This window comes from Bradyrhizobium sp. Ken51, assembly GCF_055807435.1.
Genome location: NZ_JBVVPB010000020.1, coordinates 26,185 through 47,994, shown reverse-complemented (window position 1 = coordinate 47,994; position 21,810 = coordinate 26,185). Strand labels below are relative to the sequence as shown.

At 64.8% G+C, this 21,810-nt stretch carries 17 protein-coding genes; 14 read left to right on the top strand and 3 right to left on the bottom strand.

From position 1 onward, the window contains the following. The first annotated feature begins 66 nt into the window (after positions 1-66). The 10 genes from ugpB (at position 67) to AC0L27_RS28430 (ending at position 11,325) form a co-directional block, all read left to right on the top strand. Entirely contained in the window at positions 67-1,407 is a 1,341-nt protein-coding gene (gene ugpB, locus AC0L27_RS28475; protein ID WP_354206058.1) for a sn-glycerol-3-phosphate ABC transporter substrate-binding protein UgpB, read from the top strand. A gap of 222 nt (positions 1,408-1,629) precedes the next feature. Further along, positions 1,630-2,589, top strand: a complete 960-nt coding sequence (locus AC0L27_RS28470) for an aminoglycoside phosphotransferase family protein (RefSeq protein WP_354206060.1) — start codon at positions 1,630-1,632, stop codon at positions 2,587-2,589. Positions 2,590-2,973: 384 nt separating this feature from the next. Then, on the top strand, positions 2,974-4,596 hold the full coding sequence (locus AC0L27_RS28465) for an ABC transporter substrate-binding protein (RefSeq protein ID WP_275168495.1): 1,623 nt from the start codon (positions 2,974-2,976) through the stop codon (positions 4,594-4,596). A 233-nt stretch (positions 4,597-4,829) separates the two neighbouring features. Next, positions 4,830-5,843 (top strand): ABC transporter permease, encoded by a 1,014-nt coding sequence (locus tag AC0L27_RS28460; protein ID WP_018456013.1) that lies wholly within the window; start codon positions 4,830-4,832, stop codon positions 5,841-5,843. Between the two features lie 8 nt (positions 5,844-5,851). After that, positions 5,852-6,751: an ABC transporter permease gene (locus AC0L27_RS28455; RefSeq protein ID WP_247357577.1), complete on the top strand. Its 900-nt coding sequence runs from the start codon at positions 5,852-5,854 to the stop codon at positions 6,749-6,751. Positions 6,752-6,854: 103 nt separating this feature from the next. Continuing rightward, positions 6,855-8,600, top strand: a complete 1,746-nt coding sequence (locus AC0L27_RS28450; protein WP_354254609.1) for an ABC transporter ATP-binding protein — start codon at positions 6,855-6,857, stop codon at positions 8,598-8,600. 19 nt (positions 8,601-8,619) lie between these two features. Further along, positions 8,620-8,799 carry a DUF4089 domain-containing protein gene (locus AC0L27_RS28445; protein WP_007615797.1) on the top strand — a complete coding sequence of 60 codons (180 nt, stop codon included), beginning with the start codon at positions 8,620-8,622 and terminating at the stop codon, positions 8,797-8,799. 7 nt (positions 8,800-8,806) lie between these two features. After that, positions 8,807-10,204 carry an AtzE family amidohydrolase gene (locus tag AC0L27_RS28440; protein ID WP_354206066.1) on the top strand — a complete coding sequence of 466 codons (1,398 nt, stop codon included), beginning with the start codon at positions 8,807-8,809 and terminating at the stop codon, positions 10,202-10,204. A 1-nt stretch (position 10,205) separates the two neighbouring features. Next, a complete protein-coding gene (gene hpxZ / locus AC0L27_RS28435) occupies positions 10,206-10,598 on the top strand; it encodes an oxalurate catabolism protein HpxZ (RefSeq protein ID WP_354206068.1) in 393 nt (130 codons plus the stop codon). 4 nt (positions 10,599-10,602) lie between these two features. Then, the gene (locus tag AC0L27_RS28430) at positions 10,603-11,325 is read left to right on the top strand and encodes a GntR family transcriptional regulator (RefSeq protein ID WP_354206070.1); all 723 of its coding nucleotides are present in this window, start codon (positions 10,603-10,605) and stop codon (positions 11,323-11,325) included. Between the two features lie 111 nt (positions 11,326-11,436). Here the strand turns inward: AC0L27_RS28430 and atzF are convergent, their stop codons facing one another. Further along, positions 11,437-13,242 carry an allophanate hydrolase gene (gene atzF, locus AC0L27_RS28425; RefSeq protein WP_473321053.1) on the bottom strand — a complete coding sequence of 602 codons (1,806 nt, stop codon included), beginning with the start codon at positions 13,240-13,242 and terminating at the stop codon, positions 11,437-11,439. A 307-nt stretch (positions 13,243-13,549) separates the two neighbouring features. Between atzF and AC0L27_RS28420 the strand changes: the two genes are divergently transcribed. Then, entirely contained in the window at positions 13,550-15,400 is a 1,851-nt protein-coding gene (locus tag AC0L27_RS28420; RefSeq protein ID WP_354206074.1) for a feruloyl-CoA synthase, read from the top strand. Between the two features lie 364 nt (positions 15,401-15,764). Here AC0L27_RS28420 and AC0L27_RS28415 read toward each other — a convergent pair whose 3' ends face one another. After that, entirely contained in the window at positions 15,765-16,271 is a 507-nt protein-coding gene (locus AC0L27_RS28415; RefSeq protein WP_354206076.1) for a MarR family winged helix-turn-helix transcriptional regulator, read from the bottom strand. An 84-nt stretch (positions 16,272-16,355) separates the two neighbouring features. Between AC0L27_RS28415 and AC0L27_RS28410 the strand changes: the two genes are divergently transcribed. Beyond that, positions 16,356-17,576 (top strand): cytochrome P450, encoded by a 1,221-nt coding sequence (locus AC0L27_RS28410; protein ID WP_354206078.1) that lies wholly within the window; start codon positions 16,356-16,358, stop codon positions 17,574-17,576. A gap of 35 nt (positions 17,577-17,611) precedes the next feature. Next, complete coding sequence (locus AC0L27_RS28405; RefSeq protein WP_354206080.1) at positions 17,612-18,823, top strand: ABC transporter substrate-binding protein; 1,212 nt, start codon at positions 17,612-17,614, stop codon at positions 18,821-18,823. Between the two features lie 177 nt (positions 18,824-19,000). On the opposite strand, the gene AC0L27_RS28400 is transcribed toward AC0L27_RS28405, so the two are convergent. Continuing rightward, entirely contained in the window at positions 19,001-20,263 is a 1,263-nt protein-coding gene (locus tag AC0L27_RS28400) for an NAD(P)/FAD-dependent oxidoreductase (protein ID WP_275168484.1), read from the bottom strand. A gap of 308 nt (positions 20,264-20,571) precedes the next feature. On the opposite strand from AC0L27_RS28400, the gene AC0L27_RS28395 reads away from it, so the two are divergent. Then, positions 20,572-21,744, top strand: coding sequence for an ABC transporter substrate-binding protein (locus AC0L27_RS28395; protein ID WP_275168483.1), 1,173 nt, complete (start codon positions 20,572-20,574; stop codon positions 21,742-21,744). The last annotated feature ends 66 nt before the right edge of the window (positions 21,745-21,810 follow it).

Here is a 21,810-nt window from a genome sequence, read left to right as displayed (position 1 = left end):
GCTCATTCCCGGTTGAAACCGCAAATGCCGCGCCTTAAGCAGGGACAGCCGCTTTCGTCGTGCGGCATGGAAAGAGCCATCGTGATTTCAGCATCGCGTCTTTTGCAGGTCGTCGCCGCCTTTGCGGCCCTCTCATTGGCCGCGCCGGTGCGTGCCGCGACCGACATCGCGTGGTGGCACGCCATGTCCGGCGAGCTCGGCCGCCAGCTCGAGAAGCTCGCCTCCGACTTCAACGCCTCGCAGCCGGACTATCGCGTGGTGCCGACCTACAAGGGCAATTACACCGAGACCGTGACGGCCGCGATCTTCGCCTTTCGCTCGCGCAGCCAGCCCGCGATCGTCCAGGTCAACGAGGTCGCCACCGCCACCATGACCGCGGCCAAGGGCGCGATCTATCCCGTGTTCAGCCTGATGCGGGACATGAACGAGCCGTTCTCGCTCAATGACTATCTTCCCGCGGTCTCCGGCTACTACACCGATGCGGCCGGCAATCTCTTGTCCTTCCCGTTCAATTCATCGACGCCGATCCTCTATTACAACAAGACCATGTTCCGCGACGCGGGGCTGGATCCGGAGGCGCCGCCGAAAACCTGGCCGGAGCTTGGCGCCGCTGCAAAACGCCTGCGCGATCGCGGCGCGGTGTGCGGTTTCACCACATCCTGGCCGTCCTGGATCCATGTCGAGAATTTCTCAGCCTTCCATAACCTGCCGCTGGCGACGCGGACCAACGGTTTCGCCGCGCTCGATGCGGAGTTGACCATCAACAATCCGTCTCTGGTGCGTCATGTCGCCGAGCTCAGCGAGTGGCAGAAGACGAAGGTGTTCGACTATAGCGGCCGCGGCCAGTCGGCCGAGCCGCGCTTCCAGAACGGCGAATGCGGCATCTTCATCGGTTCTTCGGCGACGCGCGCCGACATCAAGGCGAATTCGAAATTCGAGATCGGCTACGGCATGATGCCGTATTGGCCCGACGTGAAGGGCGCGCCGCAGAACTCGATCATCGGCGGCGCCACGCTGTGGGTGCTGCGCGACCGGCCGCGCGAGGAATACAAGGGTGTGGCGCGATTCTTCGCCTACCTGTCGCAACCCGGCGTGCAGGCCGCCTGGCACCAGAACACCGGCTATCTGCCTGTCACCCGCGCCGCCTTCGAGCTGACGCGCGCGCAGGGTTTTTACGAGCGCAATCCCGGCTCGGCGATCTCGTTCGAGGAGATCACGCTGCATCCGCCGACGGAGAATTCCAAGGGCATCCGGCTCGGCTCCTTCGTACTGATCCGCGGCGCGATCGAGGACGAGCTGGAGCAGGCCTTTGCCGGCCGCAAGAGCGCGCAAGCAGCGCTCGATGCCGCGGTCGAGCGCGGCAACAAGATCCTGCGCCAGTTCGAGCGCGCCAGCCCGGATAGGTAGGGCGTTCAGATTGGACCTCTCTTTAACCGCGAAGGAAGTGCGCTCCCTCTCCCGCTTGCGGGAGAGGGTTGGGGAGAGGGTGTCTCCGCAAAGGGACAATCCCCTAGAGGAGAGAACCCCCACCCGGCGCTTCGCGCCGACCTCCCCCGCAAGCGGGAGAGGTGCACCGTCTGCTTGGCTCGCATCGAATCAACCAAAACCCGCTTGCCTGATCGGGCGCGCATGACCAGCATTCCATCGCAAATCCTGGCAACTTTCACCGACGCTGCTGCCTTTCGCGCCTTTCGCGCCGACCCTCCGCGATGGCTGCCGATCGCCATCGACATCGCCCGCAGCCACGGTCTCGATGTCAATGCGCCGCACGTGTTTGCTACCGGCACCAATCTCGTCGTCGGGCTCGGCGACAAGCTGATCCTGAAAATCTTCCCGCCGCTGCTTCGCGCGCAATTCGTCTCCGAGCACGGCTCGCTGACGCAGCTTGCCGGCCGCCTTCATCTGCCGATCCCCGAAATCGTCGCGGAAGGGACGCGCGACGGCTGGCCTTATCTCATCATCACACGCCTTGCCGGCACGCTCGGTTCGGAGGTCTGGCCGCAATTGCCGGAAGCGCAGAAGGAGCGCGTGCTGCGCCAGATCGGCGAGACTATCGCGTCCGTGCAGCGCGCGCCCCTCGGCCCGCTCGCGCAGATCGAGCCGCGCTGGGACGACTTCATGCGCGCCCAGATGCAGGGCTGCAAGGCGCGGCACACGCGTCTTGGCCTTGCGCCAAAATTTCTCGCCGGCCTCGACGACCTCCTGCGTGATGCGGCCGCGCTCATTCCGATAGATGCGCCGCCGGTGATCCTGATCGGCGAATACATTCCGGAGAACTTCCTGCTCACCTGCAACGACGATCAATGGTCGCTCGCCGGCCTGTTCGACTTCGGCGACGTGCTGGCGGGATGCCGCGACTATGATCTGCTCGGCCCCAGCGCCTTCATGGCAGCGGGCCGGCCGGGTCGCGTGCGCAGCCTGCTCGAAGGCTTTGGCTACGCCAAGCCCGACTTCGCGCTCAAGCGCCGCCTGATGGCGCTGATGCTGCTGCATCGCGCCAGCGACCTCAACAGCCACATCTGCATCGAGGGCTGGCAGGAGCAGGCGGACGATCTGGTCGAACTCCAGGACGTGATCTGGCCGGGGTGATCGCCGGCGATCCCCGCCGTCGTCCTGGACAAGCGCAGCGCTGATCCAGGACCCATTACCCCAAGGAGGGGTTTTGCGAAGACTCGTGGTTGCCAGCTTCGCGCCGCAGTTCGCCCTGGGTAATGGGTCCTGGCTTGCGCCAGGATGACGGCAGTGGAATTCACCGCCCACCAAGCAAGCCGCTGCTCCATGCAGCTCATTTTATGGGCAAATACGCCTCTTTGTATGCAATACCAAGCGCCTTGCGCCAGGATCACGTCGCGCGCACTTGGAAATTTACTTGTAACTTCAGCATGTTATGCCGAGAGGTAAACTCTCGTTAAGCCTTGGCACGAACCTTGCGAATCCAGTTCCAACCAGAAAACTTTGTGTTGGAGCCATTTCATGAAGCGCCGCGATTTCCTCAAGTCCGTTTCCGGATTGGCCGCAGGCGCGGCGCTTCCGGCCATGCCGTCCGTGATCTCGTCGGCCCAGGCCGATGCGCGCTCGGAGACGCTGCTGATCGTCTCGGAAGGCGGCCCCAACAATCTCGACATCCACGGTGTCGGCACCAATGTGCCCGGCTATGAGGTGTCCTGGAATTGCTACGACCGCCTGATCAGCCACGAGATGAAGACCGGCCCCGGCGGCGTGCCCTATTACGACCGCGACAAGTTCAAGGGCGAACTCGCCGAGGACTTCAAGATCGACGACATGTCGGTCACCTTCAAGCTGAAGAAGAACGCCAAATTCCACGACGGCGCGCCCGTCACCGCCAAGGACGTGAAGTGGTCGCTCGACCGCGCCGTCAGCGTCGGCGGCTTTCCCACTTTCCAGATGAGCGCGGGCTCGCTCACGAAACCCGAGCAGTTCGTCGTGATCGACGACTACACGGTGCGTATCGACTTCCTGAAGAAGGACAAGCTGACGATCCCCGATCTCGCGGTGATCGTGCCCTGCATCGTCAACTCCGAGCTTGTGAAGAAGAACGCCAGCGAAAAAGATCCGTGGGGTCTTGAATACACCAAGCAGCAGACCGCCGGCTCCGGCGCCTACAAGGTGACGAAGTGGACCGCCGGCACTGAAGTCGTGATGGAGCGCAACGACGATTGGGTCGGCGGCCCGCTGCCGAAGATCAAGCGCGTGATCTGGCGCATGGTGCCGCAGGCCGGCAATCGCCGCGCGTTGCTGGAGCGCGGCGACGCCGACATTTCCTACGAGCTGCCGTTCAAGGATTTCCAGGAGATGAAGGCGAGCGGCAAGCTCAACGTGGTGTCGCTGCCGTTCTCCAACGGCATCCAGTATATCGGCATGAACGTGACCAAGCCGCCGTTCGACAATCCCAAGGTACGTCAGGCGGTCGCCTACGCGATTCCCTATCAAAAGATCATGGACGCGGTGATGTTCGGGCTGGCCAACCCCATGTTCGGGGCCGCCAAGGACAAGCCGACCGAAGTCGCCTGGCCGCAGCCGCACAAATACAACACCGACATGGACAAGGCGAAGGCGCTGCTCGCTGAAGCCGGTTATCCCAACGGCTTCGAGACCACGATCTCGTTCGACCTGAATTTCGCCGGCGTCAACGAGCCGCTCTGCGTGCTGGTGCAGGAGAGCCTGGCCCAGATCGGCATCAAAACCACCATCAACAAGGTGCCCGGCGCCAACTGGCGTACCGAATTGAACAAGAAGGAGATGCCGCTCTTCACCAACGTGTTCTCGGGCTGGCTCGATTACCCCGAATACTTCTTCTACTGGTGCTATCACGGCAATAATTCCGTCTTCAACACCATGAGCTACAAGTCGGCGGAGATGGACAAGCTGATCGACGGCGCGCGCACGGCCGCCGCGACCGGCGACACCGCGACTTACGACACCGACGTGAAGGGCTTCGTCGACCTCGCCTACAGCGACATCCCGCGCATCCCGCTGTACCAGCCCTTCGTCAACGTCGCGATGCAGAAGAACATCAGCGGCTACCAATACTGGTTCCACCGCCGCCTGGATTATCGCGCGATGGCGAAGGGGTGAGGGCGCGTGGCGGGCGAGATGGTCGCGTCGTCGACTCTCTTTCTGAGTGAGGTGGCCACCGCTCTCTCATTCCCTCTCCCCTTGTGGGAGAGGGGCAGGGTGAGGGGTAGCCACGAACTCCGACCTCGCTTGGGGCTACCCCTCACCCCAACCCTCTCCCACAAGGGGAGAGGGGGCGCAGCGGAGCAGGTGGCGCGAACCTGCCCACAAACGCAGAGCAGAAGGAGCACCCCATGCTGACCATGATCGGCAAGCGCCTGATGTTCGCGATTCCCTCGCTGATCGGGGTCGTCATCGTCACCTTCCTGCTGACCCGCGCATTGCCGGGTGATCCCGCCGCGTATTTCGCCGGCCCCGCCGCAACGAAAGAAGCCGTCGAGCAGATCCGCAAGAAGCTCGGCCTCGACAAGCCGCTGATCGAGCAGTTCTTCCGTTACACCAACGATCTCGCCCATGGCGATTTCGGCAACTCGCTCACCACGGGCCAGCCGGTTGCGGCCGAGATCCGCAATCGACTGCCGGCCTCCGCCGAGCTGACGCTGCTCGGCCTCATCGTCTCGGTCGTCATCGCAATCCCTCTCGGCGTGCTGGCGGCGACGCGGCCGGGATCGTGGGTCGATCATCTCTGTCGCGTCACGACCACGGCCGGCGTCTCGCTGCCGGTGTTCTTCACCGGCCTCGTGCTAGTCTATGTGTTCTATTTCCGGCTCGGCTGGTCGCCCGCGCCGCTCGGCCGGCTCGATGTGTTCTACAGCGCGCCGCCGACGGTCACGGGCTTCTATCTGATCGACACCCTGATCGCGCGCGACTTCGAGGCGTTCCGTTCGGCATGCAGCCAGCTCATCCTGCCGGCAACGACGCTTGCGATCTTCTCGCTGGCGCCGATCGCGCGCATGACGCGCGCCTCGATGCTGGCGGTGCTGTCGTCCGAGTTCGTGCGCACCGCGCGCGCCAGCGGCCTGTCGCCCGCGACCGTCATCGTCACCTACGCCTTCCGCAACGCGATGCTCCCGGTCATCACCACGCTGAGCATGGTGTTCTCGTTCCTGCTCGGCGCCAACGTGCTGGTCGAAAAAGTGTTCGCCTGGCCCGGCATTGGCTCCTATGCGGTCGAAGCGCTGATCTCGTCGGACTTCGCGCCGGTGCAGGGTTTCGTGCTGACCATGGCTGTCATGTACGTGCTGCTCAATCTCGTGATCGACATTCTCTATGGCGTAATCGATCCGCGCGTGCGGCTGGAAGGGTAGGGGACACAATGAGCTCCGTTGCACCTGCTGTTGAGCCCGTCGGTCCTGCGCGGACGTCGGGGTTCGTCGCGCTGCTCGACCAGACCCGCTATGTGCTCGGCGAGAACAAGGTCACCGGCTTTGCCTTCGCGCTGCTGATCGTGATTCTCCTTGCCGCGATCTTCGGCCCCTATGTGGTGCCGTATGACCCGCTGGCGTCCGACACCGCGGCGTCGCTGAAGCCGCCGTCGGCGGCACACTGGTTCGGCACCGACCAGTTGGGCCGCGACATCTTCAGCCGGGTCGTGGTGGCGACGCGGCTCGATACGTTCATCGCGGTCGCCTCCGTCGCGCTGGTGTTTTTGATGGGCGGGCTTGCCGGCATCGCGGCCGGCTATTTCGGCGGCTGGACCGACCGCATCGTCGGCCGCATCGCCGATACCATCATGGCGTTTCCGCTGTTCGTGCTGGCGATGGGCATCGTCGCAGCGCTGGGCAACACCGTGCAGAACATCATCCTGGCCACCGCCATCGTGAACTTCCCGCTCTATGCCCGCGTCGCGCGCGCTGAAGCGAACGTGCGCCGCAACGCCGGCTTCGTGCAGGCGGCGCGGCTGTCCGGCAACGGCGAATTTCGCATCCTTCTGGTGCATATCCTGCCGAACATCATGCCGATCATGATCGTGCAGATGTCGCTGACCATGGGCTACGCCATCCTCAATGCCGCCGGTCTCTCGTTCATCGGCCTCGGCGTCCGTCCGCCGACGGCGGAGTGGGGCATCATGGTCGCCGAAGGCGCCGGCTTCATGGTCTCCGGCGAATGGTGGATCGCGCTATTCCCCGGCCTCGCTTTGATGATCGCCGTGTTCTGCTTCAACCTCCTCGGCGACGGTCTGCGCGACATCGTCGACCCGCAGCGGAGGACGTGATGGCTGGATTTCGCGCAAATTTTCGCTCAAAATTCTCCAATGATTTCAATCGCGTTCTACTGTGCATGGGGTTGTTTTCGACATTTTTGTTTGGGAGGTGCCCATGACCGCCCAGCCCCTGCTCGACGTCCAGGACCTCACCGTCGAATTCACCACCCGCCGCGGCATCGTCAAAGCCGTGCAGCACGTCAACATCTCCGTCGCCAAGGGCGAGACGTTGGCCATCGTCGGCGAGTCCGGATCCGGCAAGTCGGTGACCTCCTATGCCGTGATGCGCATTCTCGACCGTGCAGGCAGGATCGCCGAAGGCTCGGTGATGTTCTCGGGCATCGACGTCAAGGCCGCGACCGAAGACCAGATGCGCGATTTGCGCGGTCGCGAAGTCTCGATGATCTTCCAGAATCCGCGCGCCGCGCTCAACCCGATCCGGAAAGTCGGCGACCAGATCGAGGACGTGCTGCGCACCCATGTCCAGCAGGCCATGGTTTCAGACCGTGGTGAAAAGGCGATCGAGGCGCTGGAGCAGGTCAAGATCGCCCGCCCGCGCGAACGCTATCACGCCTATCCGTTCGAATTGTCCGGCGGCATGTGCCAGCGTGTCGTCATCGCGCTCGCGCTCGCCTGCAATCCGCAGCTGCTGATCGCGGACGAGCCGACGACCGGATTGGACGTCACCACGCAGAAGGCGGTGATGGATCTGATCGTCGAGCTGACCAAGCGCAAGGCGATGTCCACCATCCTGATCACGCATGACCTCGGCCTTGCCGCAGCCTATTGCGACCGCGTCGTGGTGATGGAGAAGGGCAGGGTGGTCGAGACCGCCAAGGCCGCCGACATCTTCGCCAACCCGCAGCACCCCTACACGAAGAAGCTGATGCGCGCGACGCCGCGGCTCGGCGTGTCGTTGCGGGATCTGTTGCCGGAGGAGGAAGGCTCAGCCGTCGTGGCTGGGCCTGACCCGGTCATCCATCAGGCTTCGCAGGACGAGGCCAGGAACAGCGGGCAGTCCCTTCTCCTCATCGACAAGCTGGTCAAGGAATATCCCCGCCAGGGCGCCACAGCCACGCTCGGCAAATTGTTCGGCCGCAAGCCGCCGGTCGAGCCGGACGTGTTCCGCGCGGTCGACGGCATCAGCTTCTCGGTCGGTCACGGCGAGAGTGTCGGCCTGGTCGGCGAGTCCGGCTGCGGCAAATCGACCACGTCGATGATGGTGATGCGGCTGCTGGACCAGACCTCCGGCCTGATCCAGTTCGACGGCGAGGACATCGGTGCCATCGCGCCCGCCGGCTTTGCCCGGCTGCCGCAGCGCAGCCGCATCCAGATGGTGTTCCAGGATCCGACCGACAGCCTCAATCCGCGCTTCACCGCCTTGCGTGCCATCGCCGATCCCATCATCCAACTCGGCGACATCAGGGGGCGCGACGCGCTCCGCGCCCGCTGCGAGGAGCTCGCCACCATGGTGGGCCTGCCGCACAATCTGCTGGATCGCTTCCCGCACCAATTGTCGGGCGGCCAGAAAGCCCGCGTCGGCATTGCCCGCGCCATCGCCCTGCACCCAAAACTCGTCATCCTGGACGAGCCGACCGCCGCGCTCGACGTTTCGGTCCAGGCCGTGGTCCTCAATCTGCTCCAGGACCTCAAGGCGCGGCTAGGTATGAGTTATCTGTTCGTCTCGCATGATTTGAACGTAGTGCGCTTGTTGTGCGATCGTGTCATTGTCATGCGGTCGGGTCGAATCGTCGAGGAAGGATCTTCCGAGAGGGTCTTGAGCGATCCGCAGGACGATTACACCAAGGAGCTGTTGACGGCGATCCCGCACCCGCCGCTGCAGACCCTGGGCGCACACTGAGAACTTGTTTGGGAGCGTGATGGCCGAACCGCTGGACGATTATATCGACGCTGTCACGAAAGCGTTGGCGTTGCCCGTCGAGGAAGCATGGAGGTCGTCCATACGCGCCAATCTCGAGGTCTCGCTGCGGCTCGGCCGCCTCGTCGACGAATTCGCGCTGCCGGACGAGACCGAGCCGGCGCCCGTGTTCACGGTCTGACGCCGCCATGACGACCAAGCCAGAGATGACGGCCTCCGAGATCGCGAGCGCGGTTGCCGGCCGCAAGATGTCGGCGCTCGATGCGACCGAAGCAGCGCTTGCGCGCATCACGCAGCACGACGCCATCCTCAACTCCTTCACCGACGTCACCGCCGATCGCGCCCGTGCCAAAGCGCGCGCGATCGATGCCGATATCGCCGCCGGCAAGACCGTCGGCCCATTGGCCGGCGTGCCCTTCGCGGTGAAGAATCTGTTCGACATCGCGGGCCTCGCCACCCGCGCCGGCTCGAAGATCAACCGCGACCTCGCGCCCGCCACGCGCGATGCCACGCTGATCGAGCGCATGGAAGCGGCCGGCGCCGTGCTGGTCGGTGCGCTCAATATGGGCGAATACGCCTACGACTTCACCGGCGAGAACGTCCATGACGGTCCCTCGCGCAATCCGCATGACGCCACGCGGATGAGCGGCGGCTCCTCGGGCGGATCCGGCAGTGCCGTCGGCGGCGCGCTGGTGCCGATCGCGCTCGGCTCCGACACCAATGGTTCGATCCGCGTGCCGTCGTCCTTCTGCGGCATCTTCGGCCTGAAGCCCACCTATGGCCGGCTCTCGCGGGCGCGCTCCTTTCCGTTCGTCGCGAGCCTCGATCATCTCGGACCGTTCGCGCGCTCCGCCACCGATCTCGCGCTGGCCTATGACGCCATGCAGGGACCGGATGCCGACGATGCCGCCTGCACCACCACACGTGGTCTGGAGCCGACGACGCCGCTGCTTGCCAATCCGGTTTCGGACCTGCGCATCGCGATTGCCGGCGGCTACTTCCAGCAGAATCTGTTTCCGGAAGCGGTCGAAGCCGTCAGCCGCGTCGCCAAGGCGCTGGGCGCAACGCGCGTGGTGGACGTGCCCGAAGCCGCGCGCGCCCGCGCCGCGGCCTATGTCATCACCACCACCGAGGGCGCCTCGCTGCATCTCGATCGGCTGCGCAAGCGGCCGAACGACTTCGATCCCGCCGTGCGCGACCGGCTGATCGCGGGCGCCATGGTGCCGGCGCCGCTGGTCGACCGCGCGCAAAAATTCCGCCGCTGGTATCGTGCGCAGCTCGCTGAGATTTTCAAATCCGTCGACGTGTTGCTTGCGCCCGCGACGCCATGCACCGCGCCGAAGCTCGGCCAGGTCAATTTCAACCTTGGCGGCGTCGAGCTGCCGGTGCGCGCCAATATCGGCATCCACACCCAGCCGATCTCCTTCATCGGCCTGCCAGTGGTCGCAGTCCCCGTGCCGCTCGAGCCATTGCCCATCGGCGTGCAGATCATCGCCGCGCCATGGCGCGAGGACATCGCGCTGCGCGTTGCGTACGCGTTGGAGAAGATGGGCGTCGCCGCCGCGCCCAGCCCAAAAGGATTTTGAGATGGAGATCGATCTCCCCGAGGTGATCGCGGACGTCAAAGCCGCGTTCGAGCGCTATGAGCAGGCCCTGATCACCAACGACGTCGCAGTGCTCGGCGAGCTCTTCCGCAACGATCCCCGCACGCTGCGCTATGGCATCGGCGAGAACCTCTACGGCTATGAAGCGATCTCCGGCTTTCGCGCCGGGCGCTCGCCGGTCGGCCTCAATCGCCGCACCGCGAAAACCGTGATCACCAGCTATGGTCGCGACACGGCGGTCGCCTCCACCCTGTTCTATCGCGACACGATGCCGGGCAAGGTCGGCCGGCAGATGCAGACCTGGGTAAAATTCCCGGAGGGCTGGCGCGTCGTCGCGGCCCATGTCAGCATCATCGACGAGCCGAAAGAGACCTGACCGTATGACGCTTGACGATCTTCCGCCCGGAACGCTGCCGCTCGAACCGGCGGTGCCGCGTGTCGACCGGGCGTCGCCATCAGCGCACAAGGTCACGCGCGCCGAGGAGCTGCGCCTGCAGCTCGCCGACGAGATCGTGCGCGGAGCTCTGCCGCCCGGCGCGCCGCTTGACGAGACCGACATCGCGCGCCGCTTCAGCGTTTCGCGGACGCCGGTGCGGGAAGCACTGCGCCAGCTCGTGGCAAGCGGCCTCGTCGAAGCGCGCGCCCATCGCGGCGCGGTGGTGGCGCAGCCCTCGTTCGAACGGCTGACGGGCATGTTCGAGGCGATGGCGGAGCTGGAAGCGCTGTGCGCGGGTCTGGCCGCCGAGCGCATGTCCGCCACTGAGCGCCACGGCCTGGAAGCCATTCACGAAGAGCTGCGGGTCTTGAGCTACGCCGGCAATCCCGATCGCTTCCACGAGGTCAATGAGCGCTTCCACAATGCGATCTATGCGGGATCGCAGAACGGCTACATCGCCGAGATCACGCTGGCGACGCGGGTGCGTGTGCAGCCGTTCCGCCGCGCCCAGTTCCGCAATCTCGGCCGCCTCGCCAAATCGCAAGCCGAGCACGACCGCGTCGTCGTCGCCATCATGCGCGGCGACAAGCAGGGCGCCGCCGCCGCGATGCGCGCGCATATCGAGCTGGTGCGCGGGGAGTATGAAATCTACGCGGTGTCGGTTTAGGGCCGCGCGCACGGTGCCGTAGGGTGGGCAAAGGCGCAAAGCGCCGTGCCCACCACCTACCCAAGCTGACGGTGATGGTGGGCACGCTGCGCTTTGCCCACCCTACGAGACCTACGCCGTAGCAGTTTCCGCCATATACTTCCGCCACCCACCATACGCCGTGATATCTCGCGCCTCGCCCAGCACTTCCGGCTCGACGAGAAATCCCTTCACGCTGCGGCCATCCGCCAGCCGCACCGTGCCGATCGCCATCGGCGCGGGAATCGCGTTGACGAACTTGCCGAAGGCGGACGACGACAGCGACCAGATCTCCAGTTCGATCGACGCGCCCTTGCCAGCTTCGACGCGCAGCATGCCAGGCTTCGGCGGCGTGGTCTTCAATGCGTAGAGCTTGTAGTCGGGTGCGGTCCTGGTCGCCTCGATCAACTGGCCATTCAGCGCTTTCAACTCGCCGTTCAGCGCCATGCCGGACAGATGTGCGCCAACCACGGCGATCGGAATGTCGTCGACGCCGCTTGCGGCAAGCGGCGCCAGCGCGGGTTGCGCCACGCCCTTTGCGCCAAGCGTCAGTTTGGTATCGGCATGGAACACGCGGCCGATGCTCGCGAGCAGCGCGTCGTGGCCGGTGGGTGCAAGAAGTGTGATGCCGAACGGAATGCCGTCGGCACGCATCGCCGCCGGCAGCGCGAGGCCGCAGAGGTCGAGCAGATTGACAAAGTTGGTGTAGGTGCCAAGCCGGCTATTGAGCTCGACCGGATTGGCCAGCACCTGCGCGGTCGTATAGGCCGTCGGCGCCGTCGGCAGCACCAGTGCGTCGATATGGGTGAAGGTACGCTCGGCGATCTTGCGCAGGCCCTGCAGGCGATAGAGCGCGGAGAAGGTCTCCGCCGCCGTCAGCCGCGCGCCGGCTGTGGTGATCTCGCGTGTCACCGGATGGATGGACTCAGGCGCGGAGGCGAGCAGGTCGCGGATCACGAGATAGCGCTCGGCGACCCACGGGCCTTCGTAGAGCAGCCGCGCGGTCTCGTAGAACGGCTCGAGATCGAACTCGACGAGCGTTGCGCCAAGCGCGGGCCAGCGCTCCAATGCATCGGCGTAAGCCGCTTCCGCCTTCTTGTCGCCGAAGAAGATCAGCTGTCCGCTGCGCGGCACGCCCAGGCGCAGGTTTGCCGGGAGCGGGGTGATCGCGCCGAGCGGCCGGTCGCGCGAGAACGGATCGGCCTGATCTGGACCTGCCATCACCGACAGTGCGAGCGCGGCGTCGTCGACCGTCAAAGCGAATACCGAGATGCAGTCGAGCGTCCGGCAGGCCGGCACCAGGCCAGCGGTCGAGATCATGCCGAGGCTCGGCTTGAGCCCGACGATGTTGTTGAGCATCGCCGGCACGCGCCCGCTGCCGGCGGTGTCGGTGCCGAGCGACAGCGGCACCAGCCCTGCGCCGACGGCGATGGCCGATCCCGAGCTCGAGCCGCCGGGAATGAGGTCCTCACGGATCGCGTTTCTGGGGATGCCGTAGGGCGAGCGGACGCCGACAAGGCCGGTCGCGAACTGGTCGAGATTGGTCTTGCCGATGATGATGGCGCCGGCGGCGCGCAGCCGCTGAACCGCGGTCGAGTCGTGTGTCGGGGTATACGTGAAGGCCGGGCACGCAGCGGTGGTCGGAAATCCCAGGGCGTCGATATTGTCCTTCACCACGACCGGCACGCCATAGAGCGGCAGGGTGGCGGCCTCCTTGGTGGCGAGCTTCTCGGCCTCGGCGATCGCGTCCCTTTCGTCGCGCAGGCTGATGAAGACGGCGGGATCGTTGTGGTCGCGGATGCGCTGATAGGTGCGCGCGACCGTCTGCGCCGGCGTGAGCGTGCCCGCGCGATGCGCGGCCACGATCGCGGCGATCGTTTCAGGCTGCTCAGCCCCCATTTCAGCCCTCATGGCGACAAAACTCCGACTACGTCTCTTCACCCGGATCGAAGCAAGCGATGTGCCATTGTGTACAGAATCCGGGCAGGACCAGCGCTGCGGATATTATCGAGCGATCAGTGGCTTGTGGGATATTTCGAGCACCGGTGGGCCTTCGTGTCAGCGCCCTGTTGCGAGCATTTGCACAAATAACGGGCAGCTCACCGGCCTTGAGCTTGCGCCCCAACAATTGTCGTGGCCAACATGCCGGCCAACGCGGTCCGCGACGAGGCTGCGACGATCCCGGCTTCCGGGTGAGGAGGAAACCATGACAGCCGCCCCTCGCGGTGATGCTTCGAGCCTGTTCGCGACACCCAGAACCGTTGCCGAGTATCGCGCGGACGGCAGCATTCTGCTGCGCTCGCCGGAGCCCCTGCGCGATGGCGCGCGCTGCGTCGGCGACTGGCTTGAGCAATGGGCGCGGCAGAGGCCTGATGCGATTTTCCTGGCGGAGCGCAGCAGTGCCGAATCGCCATGGACCACCGTCACCTACGCGCAGGCGCTGCGCCAGGTGCGCGCGGCAGCGTCGTGGATTCTGGCGCAAGGTCTCAGTACGGAGCGCCCGCTCGCGATCCTCTCCGACAACAGCATCGATCATGCGCTACTGGCGCTGGCGGCCCAGCATGTCGGCGTGCCCTCGGCGGCGATCTCGCCGGCCTATTCGCTGATGTCGAAGGATTTCGACAAGCTCAAGAGCATGATCACGCTGCTTGAGCCTGCCGCGATCTATGTCTCCGCGACGCGGCCGTTTGCGGCGGCGCTGGCCGCGATCAAGCCGCTGCATAGCGCGCAGATCATCAGCGGCAATGCCGACGATGCCGAAGCACTGGCCTTCCGCACCATTGCGGCAACGCCGGAGAGCCCCGACGTCGCAAGGGCGTTCGCCGCGGTGACGCCCGCTACGATCGCAAAGCTTCTGTTCACATCGGGCTCGACCGGCGCGCCGAAGGCGGTCATCAACACCCAGCGTATGCTGACATCCAGCCAGCAGGCCAAGGCGCAGACCTGGATCTTTCTCGAGCAAACTGGTCGCGATCTCGTCGTTCTCGACTGGCTGCCCTGGAGCCATACGTTCGGCGCCAACCACAATTTCAATCTCGTGCTGCGCAATGGCGGCTCGCTCTATATCGACGGCGGCAAGCCGGCGCCCGGCCTGTTTGCGACGTCACTTGCCAATTTGAAGAGCGTGATGCCGACGGTCTATTTCAACGTGCCGCGCGGCTTCGACATGCTGATCGCGGCGCTGCGCGGCGACGAGGAGCTGTGTCGCCGCTTCTTCAGCGAGGTGAAATTCGCGTTCTACGCAGGCGCAGCGCTGCCGCAGAATCTCTGGGACGCGCTCGAACAGCTCTCCATCAAGACCGTTGGCCGTGCGATGCCGATGGTCTCTGCGTGGGGCTCGACCGAGACCTCGCCGCTGGCCGCCGACTGCCATTTCCTCGCGGAGCGCTCGGGCAATATCGGCGTGCCCATTCCCGGTACCGAATTGAAGCTCGTCACCTCCGGCGACAAGCTGGAGGTGCGCGTGCGCGGCCCCAACGTCACACCGGGCTACTGGAAGGCGCCGGAGCTGACCAGGCAGGCCTTTGACGACGAGGGCTTTTATCTCATCGGTGACGCCGTGAAGTTCGCCGATGCGAAGCGGCCCGAGCGCGGCCTGTTCTTCGACGGTCGCGTCGCGGAGGACTTCAAGCTCAATTCCGGCACCTGGGTCAGTGTCGGCACGCTGCGCCTCGCCGGCATCGCCGCGCTGGCGCCGCTCGCGCAGGACATCGTCGTCACCGGCCATGGCGGCGACGAGGTGCGCTTTCTGGTGTTCCCGAACATCGCTGCGTGCCGCGCGCATGCCGGCCTGCCCGAGACCGCAGGCGTGAACGACGTGCTCGCGCATGACGAGGTCAGAGCCGCGATCGCACAGGGGCTGGCGAAACTCAAGCAACAGAACGCCAACTCCTCCGGCCACGCCACGCGCGCGCTGCTGCTCGCCGAGCCGCCGTCAGTGGACGGCGGCGAGATCACCGACAAGGGCTACATCAACCAGCGCGCCGTGCTGACGCGCCGTGCCGATGCATTGGCGCGGTTGAATGACGATGTCTCGGGTGAATGGATTGGTCTGTAGCAGTTGAAACGGCAGCTCTTCGCATTAGGTGGGCGGCCGTAGGCCTCCTCTCTCCCTGTTGTCATTGCGAGCGCAGCGAAGCAAATCCAGAGTCTTTCCGCGGAGGGATTCTGGATTGCTTCGCTGCGCTCGCAAATGACAGGGCTGAAACAGCTCGCCGTTAGGCCAGCCAACCTGCCGCATTATCCTGCAGATTCTTTTGTTGCTTAAGCAACTAATTTATGCGAACCGTTTCAGACAAGGATGACGGCGGAGGAACCGCCGCGTCGGATCGGAGGAAGCAATGCTCGGCAGAGAGGGTGCCGCGGGCGAATACCGGCGCATGCCTGGAACTGACAGAGGTCGGCGACCGCTGCGTGGCCGGTCAGGTCTCGGTGCTGCCGGTCACCGCGCCGAGATTCTCGTGCAGGCGGCGCAACAGGCCGATCAGCACCTCGCGCTCGTCCTTGTCCAGGCAGGACAACAAGCGCCGTTCGCGCTCGAATGCCGCGACGATCACCTTGTCATGGATGGCGCGGCCCTTCGCCGTCAGCGAGATCGAATGGGTGCGCCCGTCGTTGGGGTCGGTGCGGATCGAGATCAGCCCGCGCTTTTCCAGGCCGGCCAGCGTCCGGCTCACCGGGCCCTTGTCGAAGCCGATGACGTGGCAGATGCGCGAGGCTGGAATGCCGGGCTCGATCGCCAGCAGCGACATGATCCGCCATTCCGTGACGTTGACGCCGAACTGCCGCTGATAGAACGCGGTGGCGCTGTTCGAGAGCTTGTTGGCGATGAAGGTGATGAACGCGGGGACGTAGCGGTCGAGATCGAGCGTCGGTCCCGTCTCGGCGGGCGCAGGTTTTTGGCGGGCTCTGGTCGAAGACGGCGGCATATCGGGATTCTGTCTCGCGGCGTGTCCGAAAGACCTAAGGGTAAGCGCCGCCTTTTCACAAGATCAAAATAAGGGAGGACTTCCATGAGCGCTTCCAGCTCCCCGGAAATTAACGGTTCGTCGGCCGTCCCGCATCTCGACGTCGATCCCTTCGCAATGGATTTTTTCGCCGACCCCTATCCCACGCATGAGCTGCTGCGGGAGGCGGGACCTGTCGTCTATCTCGACAAGTGGAGCGTCTATGGCGTGGCGCGCTATGCCGAGGTTCATGCCGTGCTGAACGACCCCGCGACCTTCTGCTCCAGCCGCGGCGTCGGCCTCTCCGACTTCAAGAAGGAGACGCCGTGGCGGCCGCCGAGCCTGATCCTCGAAGCCGATCCTCCCGCGCACACCCGCACCCGCGCGGTGCTCTCAAAGGTGCTGTCGCCGACGGTGATGAAGGGGCTCCGCGACCGCTTTGCCGCGGCAGCGGAAAAGCGTGTGGACGCGCTGCTGGAGAAGCGCAGCTTCGATGCCATCACGGACCTCGCCGAGGCCTATCCGCTATCGATCTTCCCGGATGCGCTCGGGCTGAAGCCGGAGGGCCGCGAGCATCTGATTCCCTATGCGAGTGTCGTGTTCAACGCCTTCGGCCCGCCGAACGAGCTGCGCCAGGAAGCGATCGCGCGCTCGGCGCCGCACCAGGCCTACGTCACCGATCAGTGCCAGCGCGACAATCTCGCGCCCGGCGGCATCGGTGCCTGCATCCACGCCCATGTCGACGAGGGTGCCATCACCGCCACCGAAGCGCCGCTGCTGGTGCGTTCGCTGCTGTCGGCGGGCCTCGACACCACCGTCAACGGCATCGGTGCAGCGGTCTACTGTCTGGCGCGCTTTCCGGAGCAGTGGCAGCGCCTGCGCGGCGATTCCACGCTGGCGCGCAATGCTTTCGAGGAGGCCGTTCGTTTTGAAAGCCCGGTGCAGACCTTCTTCCGCACGACAACGCGCGAGGTCGAACTGTCAGGCGCGACCATCGGTGAGGGCGAGAAGGTGTTGATGTTTCTGGCGGCTGCCAATCGCGATCCGCGGCGCTGGGACAAGCCGGACAGCTACGACATCACCCGCCGCACGGCCGGCCATGTGGGCTATGGCTCAGGTATTCACATGTGCGTCGGCCAGCTGGTCGCGCGGCTCGAAGGCGAGACAATGCTCGCGGCGCTGGCCCGCCGGATCGCGAAAATCGAGATCACGGGCGAGCCACGGCGCCGCTTCAACAACACGCTGCGCGGGCTCGACAGCCTGCCTGTGAGCATCACGCCGGCCTGACGCTGGCGGCATCGAAAACAACAGGGGAGGGAACAATGAAGAACTTGAAGTGGACGCTTGCGCTGGCCGCGAGCTTGATTGGCGGCGTGGCAAATGCCGAGATCTCGGACAACGTCGTGCGTGTCGGCGTTCTCAACGACATCTCCGGCATCTTCCAGGATACCAACGGCATGGGCTCGGTCGAGGCCGCGCGCATGGCCGCCGAGGACTTTAACGGCGGCGGCAAAGGCATCAAGGTGGACATCGTCTACGCCGATCACCAGAACAAGGCCGATGTCGGCAACGCCATCGCGCGCAAATGGCTCGATGTCGAGGGCGTCGACGCCATCGTCGACGTGCCGAACTCGGCCGTCGGTCTCTCCATCAACACGCTGCTGCGCGACAGCCGCATGACGTTCCTGGCGTCGTCCACCGCGAGCTCGGATCTCACCGGCAAGGCCTGCTCGCCCAACACCATCCAATGGGTCAACGACGCCTGGGCCACTGGCAACACCACGGCAGCCGCGATGATGTCGCGCGGCGGCAAGGACTGGTATTTCCTCACGGTCGATTACGCGCTCGGCAAGGGCATCGAGGCGGAAGCCCAGAAGTACATCGAGGCGCATGGCGGCAAGGTGTTGGGCTCCAGCAAGCACCCGCTCGGCACGTCCGACTTCGCCTCCTTCCTGTTGCAGGCGCAGGGCTCGAAGGCGCAGGTGATCGGGCTCGCCAATGCCGGCGGCGACACCATCAACGCGGTGAAGCAGGCTGCAGAGTTCGGGATCCAGCAGGGCGGACAGAAGCTCGTCGCCTTCCTGCTCTTCATCAACGACGTCCACGGCATGGGCATCAAGGTCGCGCAAGGCCTCCAGCTCATGGAGGCCTTCTACTGGGACATGAACGACGACACCCGCGCCTTCGCCAAGCGCTTCGCGGCGCGGCCCGGCATGAACGGCAAGATGCCGAGCGGCAACCAGGCCGGAGTTTATGCCTCCACGCTCGCTTATCTCAACGCGGTCGTCGCGACCGGCAGCGATAATGCCAAGGACGCCGTGCCCGAGATGAAGAAGTTCAAGGGCAAGGACAAGCTGTTCGGCGACACCACGATCCGCCAGGACGGCCGCGTCGTGCATCCGATGTATCTGTTCGAGGTGAAGAAGCCGGAGGAGTCGAAATATCCGTATGACTATTACAAGCTGGTTTCGACGATCTCTGCGGAGCAGGCGTTCCGCCCGCTGGCGGAAGGTGGGTGTGAGTTGGTGAAGTAAGTCTCGTGCCCCGGACGCAGTGCGGCGCGTAGCGCTGCGCTGCGGAGCCGGGGCCCATGACTTCTGAGTCCCATGACTTCTGAGTCCCATGACTTCTGAGTCCCATGACTTCTGAGTCCCGGCTCTGCGTCGCGTCATTTCATGCCGCGCCGCGTCCGGGACACGAGAGGAACGCCCCTACACCACCTTGCTCGATCCCTGCGTGATCAGCCGCGCGGCGCGCTGGTCGCGGGCGTAGATCCAGAGCCAGCTCAGCGCGACGCTGAGGCGGTGGCGCAAGCCGATCAGGAAGTAGATGTGGGCGATGCCCCAGATCCACCACGCGATGGTGCCGCGCAATTTGATGCGGCCGAAGTCGATCACGGCGAGCCGCTTGCCGATCTGCGCGAGGCTGCCGGAGTGCTTGTAGCGGAACGGGCCTGTCGGCTCCTGGCGCAGCCGCGCCTTGATGGTCTCGGCCACGTGACGCCCCTGCTGCTTGGCCGCCGGCGCGATGCCGGGCACGGGCTTGCCGTCCCAGGCGTTGATCAAGACGGTGTCGCCGATTGCAAAGATTTCCGGATGTCCCGGTATCGTCAGGTCCGCCTCGACCTGCACGCGTCCGGCACGATCGGCCGGCGCACCCAGCCACTCGGCCGCGGGCGAGGCGCGCACGCCGGCGGCCCAGATTCGTGTCTTGGCTTCGAGCAGCTTGCCGCCGAACACCACGCCCTCGCGGTTGATCTCGGTGACGGCCTGTCCGAGCACGACCTCGACGCCGATCTTTTCCAGCGAGGCCTGGGCATAGGCCGAGAGATCATCTGGAAAGCCTGCGAGCACGCGCGGACCGGCCTCGATCAGCACGACGCGCGCCTTGTTGGTGTCGATGTTGCGGAAGTCGGCTGGCAAGGTGTGGTGCGCCATCTCGGCGATGGTGCCCGCGAGCTCCACGCCCGTTGGACCGGCGCCGACGATGACGAAGGTCAGCCGCGCCGCGCGCTTGGCCGGATCGGTCTCACGCTCGGCGCGCTCGAACGCCACCAGGATGTGACGCCGCAGCGTCGTCGCGTCCTCCAGCGTCTTCAGGCCGGGCGCGAACTGCTCCCATTCGTCGTGGCCGAAATAGGCATGCCGCGCGCCGGTCGCGAGCACCAGCGTGTCGTATGGCACCTCGCTGCCGTCGTCGATCAGCACGCAGCGCCTGTCGGCGTCGACGCCGCTGACGGTCGCAAACAGCGTCGTCACATCGCGCCGGTCGCGCATCAGGTGCCGGACCGGCCATGCGATCTCGCTGGTGGCGAGCGAAGCGGTCGCGACCTGGTAGAGCAGCGGCTGGAACAAATGATGGTTGCGGCGGTCGATCAGCGTGATCTCGACCGGGCTGCCGGCGAGCCGGTGGGTCGTCTCCAGCCCGCCGAAGCCGGCTCCGACGATGACGACGCGATGCGGTGTCGTGGTCATGATGCGCCCCTCGAATCTCGCTGCTCTATTCTCTCATTTAAGTGCGGATTGGGCGTGGCGGTCCAATAGCCATCATCAATGGACGGATAGGCCAAGGGCATCGAGTGTATCGCCGTCCCGCGAAAAAGCGCCGCAGCCTCCGTCTAAGTAAGTAGAATTATATTTCTTGCTATCGCCGATCAGGGCGAAATATGGTGCAGGGGCGGGCGCTGAGCCATTGGCGGCGCGCAAGATTTTGCGTTCAATAGAGATGACCCGGGGCGGCAATCACCCCGCTTCCGGGCGTAATAATATGGAGGGGAGTTGTTATGAGGACGGCATTCTGGCTGGCGGGCGCAGCGGCGCTGGTGCTGGCAAGCCCGGCATCCGCCGGCGACACCATCAAGATCGGCTTCGTTTCGACCTTCAGCGGCCCGACCGCCGTGATCGGCAACGACATGCGCAATTCGTTCGAGCTCGCGCTGGATCACATCGGCCGCAAGATGGACGGCAAGCCGGTCGAGGTGATCTACGAGGACGACGGGCAGAAGCCCGACGTCGGCAAGCAGAAGACCGAGAAGCTGGTCCAGTCCGACAAGGTCGATTTCATCGTCGGCTACATCTGGTCGAACGTGCTGCTGGCCTCGCTCAAGACCGCCGTGGATTCGCAGACCATCCTGATCTCGGCCAATGCCGGTCCGTCGCAGCTCGCGGGCGAGCTCTGTTCGCCTTACGTGTTCTCGACCTCCTGGCAGAACGACCAGACCCCGGCCGCCATGGGTCTCTACATGAACCAGAAGGGCGTCAAGAGCGTGTTCCTGATCGGCCCGAACTACGCCGCTGGCAAGGACATGCTCGCAGGCGTGAAGAGCACGTTCAAGGGCGAGGTCAAGGGCGAGGAATACACGGTCTGGCCGAGCCAGCTCGACTTCTCCGCCGAGCTGTCCAAGGCGCGCGCCTCGGGTGCCGAGTCGATCTTCGTGTTCTATCCGGGTGCAGCCGGCGTGCAGTTCCTCAACCAATATGCGCAAGCCGGGCTGAAGAGCACGATGCCGCTCTACACGGCTTTCACCGTCGACGAGCTGTCGCTGCCGCTGCAAAAGGAGAACGCGCTCGGCGTTCCCGGCGCGCAGGAATGGGTGAATGATCTGCCCAACGAGCAGAACAAGCGCTTCGTCGCCGACTACCGCAAGAAGTATCCCGGCCTGCGCCCGACCTATTACGGCGCGCAAGCCTACGACGCGGCCCAACTCATCAACAGCGCGGTGGTCGCGGTGAAGGGCGACACCAGCAAGAAGGACGCGATGAAGGCCGAGATGGAGAAGGCCAACTTCAAGTCGCTGCGCGGCCCGTTCAAGTACGGCAAGAACCACATCCCGGTGCAGAACTTCTACCTGCAGGACGTGGTCAAGGATGGCGAAGGCCAACTCTCCCTGAAGACGGTCGCGACCATCGTCGAGAACGACCAGGATCGCTTTCACGACAAATGCGCGATGAAGTGAGCTGATTGCTTCTTCCTCTCCCCGTTCTTACGGGGAGAGGGGTTCTCAGCTCTCGCTTTCGTCATT

What these genes read in the sequence shown, in the direction of transcription:
- ugpB (WP_354206058.1), top strand. Translation starts at nt 67, where the DNA reads ATGGAAAGAGCCATCGTGATTTCAGCATCGCGTCTTTTGCAGGTCGTC.
- AC0L27_RS28470 (WP_354206060.1), top strand. Translation starts at nt 1,630, where the DNA reads ATGACCAGCATTCCATCGCAAATCCTGGCAACTTTCACCGACGCTGCT.
- AC0L27_RS28465 (WP_275168495.1), top strand. Translation starts at nt 2,974, where the DNA reads ATGAAGCGCCGCGATTTCCTCAAGTCCGTTTCCGGATTGGCCGCAGGC.
- AC0L27_RS28460 (WP_018456013.1), top strand. Translation starts at nt 4,830, where the DNA reads ATGCTGACCATGATCGGCAAGCGCCTGATGTTCGCGATTCCCTCGCTG.
- AC0L27_RS28455 (WP_247357577.1), top strand. Translation starts at nt 5,852, where the DNA reads ATGAGCTCCGTTGCACCTGCTGTTGAGCCCGTCGGTCCTGCGCGGACG.
- AC0L27_RS28450 (WP_354254609.1), top strand. Translation starts at nt 6,855, where the DNA reads ATGACCGCCCAGCCCCTGCTCGACGTCCAGGACCTCACCGTCGAATTC.
- AC0L27_RS28445 (WP_007615797.1), top strand. Translation starts at nt 8,620, where the DNA reads ATGGCCGAACCGCTGGACGATTATATCGACGCTGTCACGAAAGCGTTG.
- AC0L27_RS28440 (WP_354206066.1), top strand. Translation starts at nt 8,807, where the DNA reads ATGACGACCAAGCCAGAGATGACGGCCTCCGAGATCGCGAGCGCGGTT.
- hpxZ (WP_354206068.1), top strand. Translation starts at nt 10,206, where the DNA reads ATGGAGATCGATCTCCCCGAGGTGATCGCGGACGTCAAAGCCGCGTTC.
- AC0L27_RS28430 (WP_354206070.1), top strand. Translation starts at nt 10,603, where the DNA reads ATGACGCTTGACGATCTTCCGCCCGGAACGCTGCCGCTCGAACCGGCG.
- atzF (WP_473321053.1), bottom strand. Translation starts at nt 13,242, where the DNA reads ATGGGGGCTGAGCAGCCTGAAACGATCGCCGCGATCGTGGCCGCGCAT.
- AC0L27_RS28420 (WP_354206074.1), top strand. Translation starts at nt 13,550, where the DNA reads ATGACAGCCGCCCCTCGCGGTGATGCTTCGAGCCTGTTCGCGACACCC.
- AC0L27_RS28415 (WP_354206076.1), bottom strand. Translation starts at nt 16,271, where the DNA reads ATGCCGCCGTCTTCGACCAGAGCCCGCCAAAAACCTGCGCCCGCCGAG.
- AC0L27_RS28410 (WP_354206078.1), top strand. Translation starts at nt 16,356, where the DNA reads ATGAGCGCTTCCAGCTCCCCGGAAATTAACGGTTCGTCGGCCGTCCCG.
- AC0L27_RS28405 (WP_354206080.1), top strand. Translation starts at nt 17,612, where the DNA reads ATGAAGAACTTGAAGTGGACGCTTGCGCTGGCCGCGAGCTTGATTGGC.
- AC0L27_RS28400 (WP_275168484.1), bottom strand. Translation starts at nt 20,263, where the DNA reads ATGACCACGACACCGCATCGCGTCGTCATCGTCGGAGCCGGCTTCGGC.
- AC0L27_RS28395 (WP_275168483.1), top strand. Translation starts at nt 20,572, where the DNA reads ATGAGGACGGCATTCTGGCTGGCGGGCGCAGCGGCGCTGGTGCTGGCA.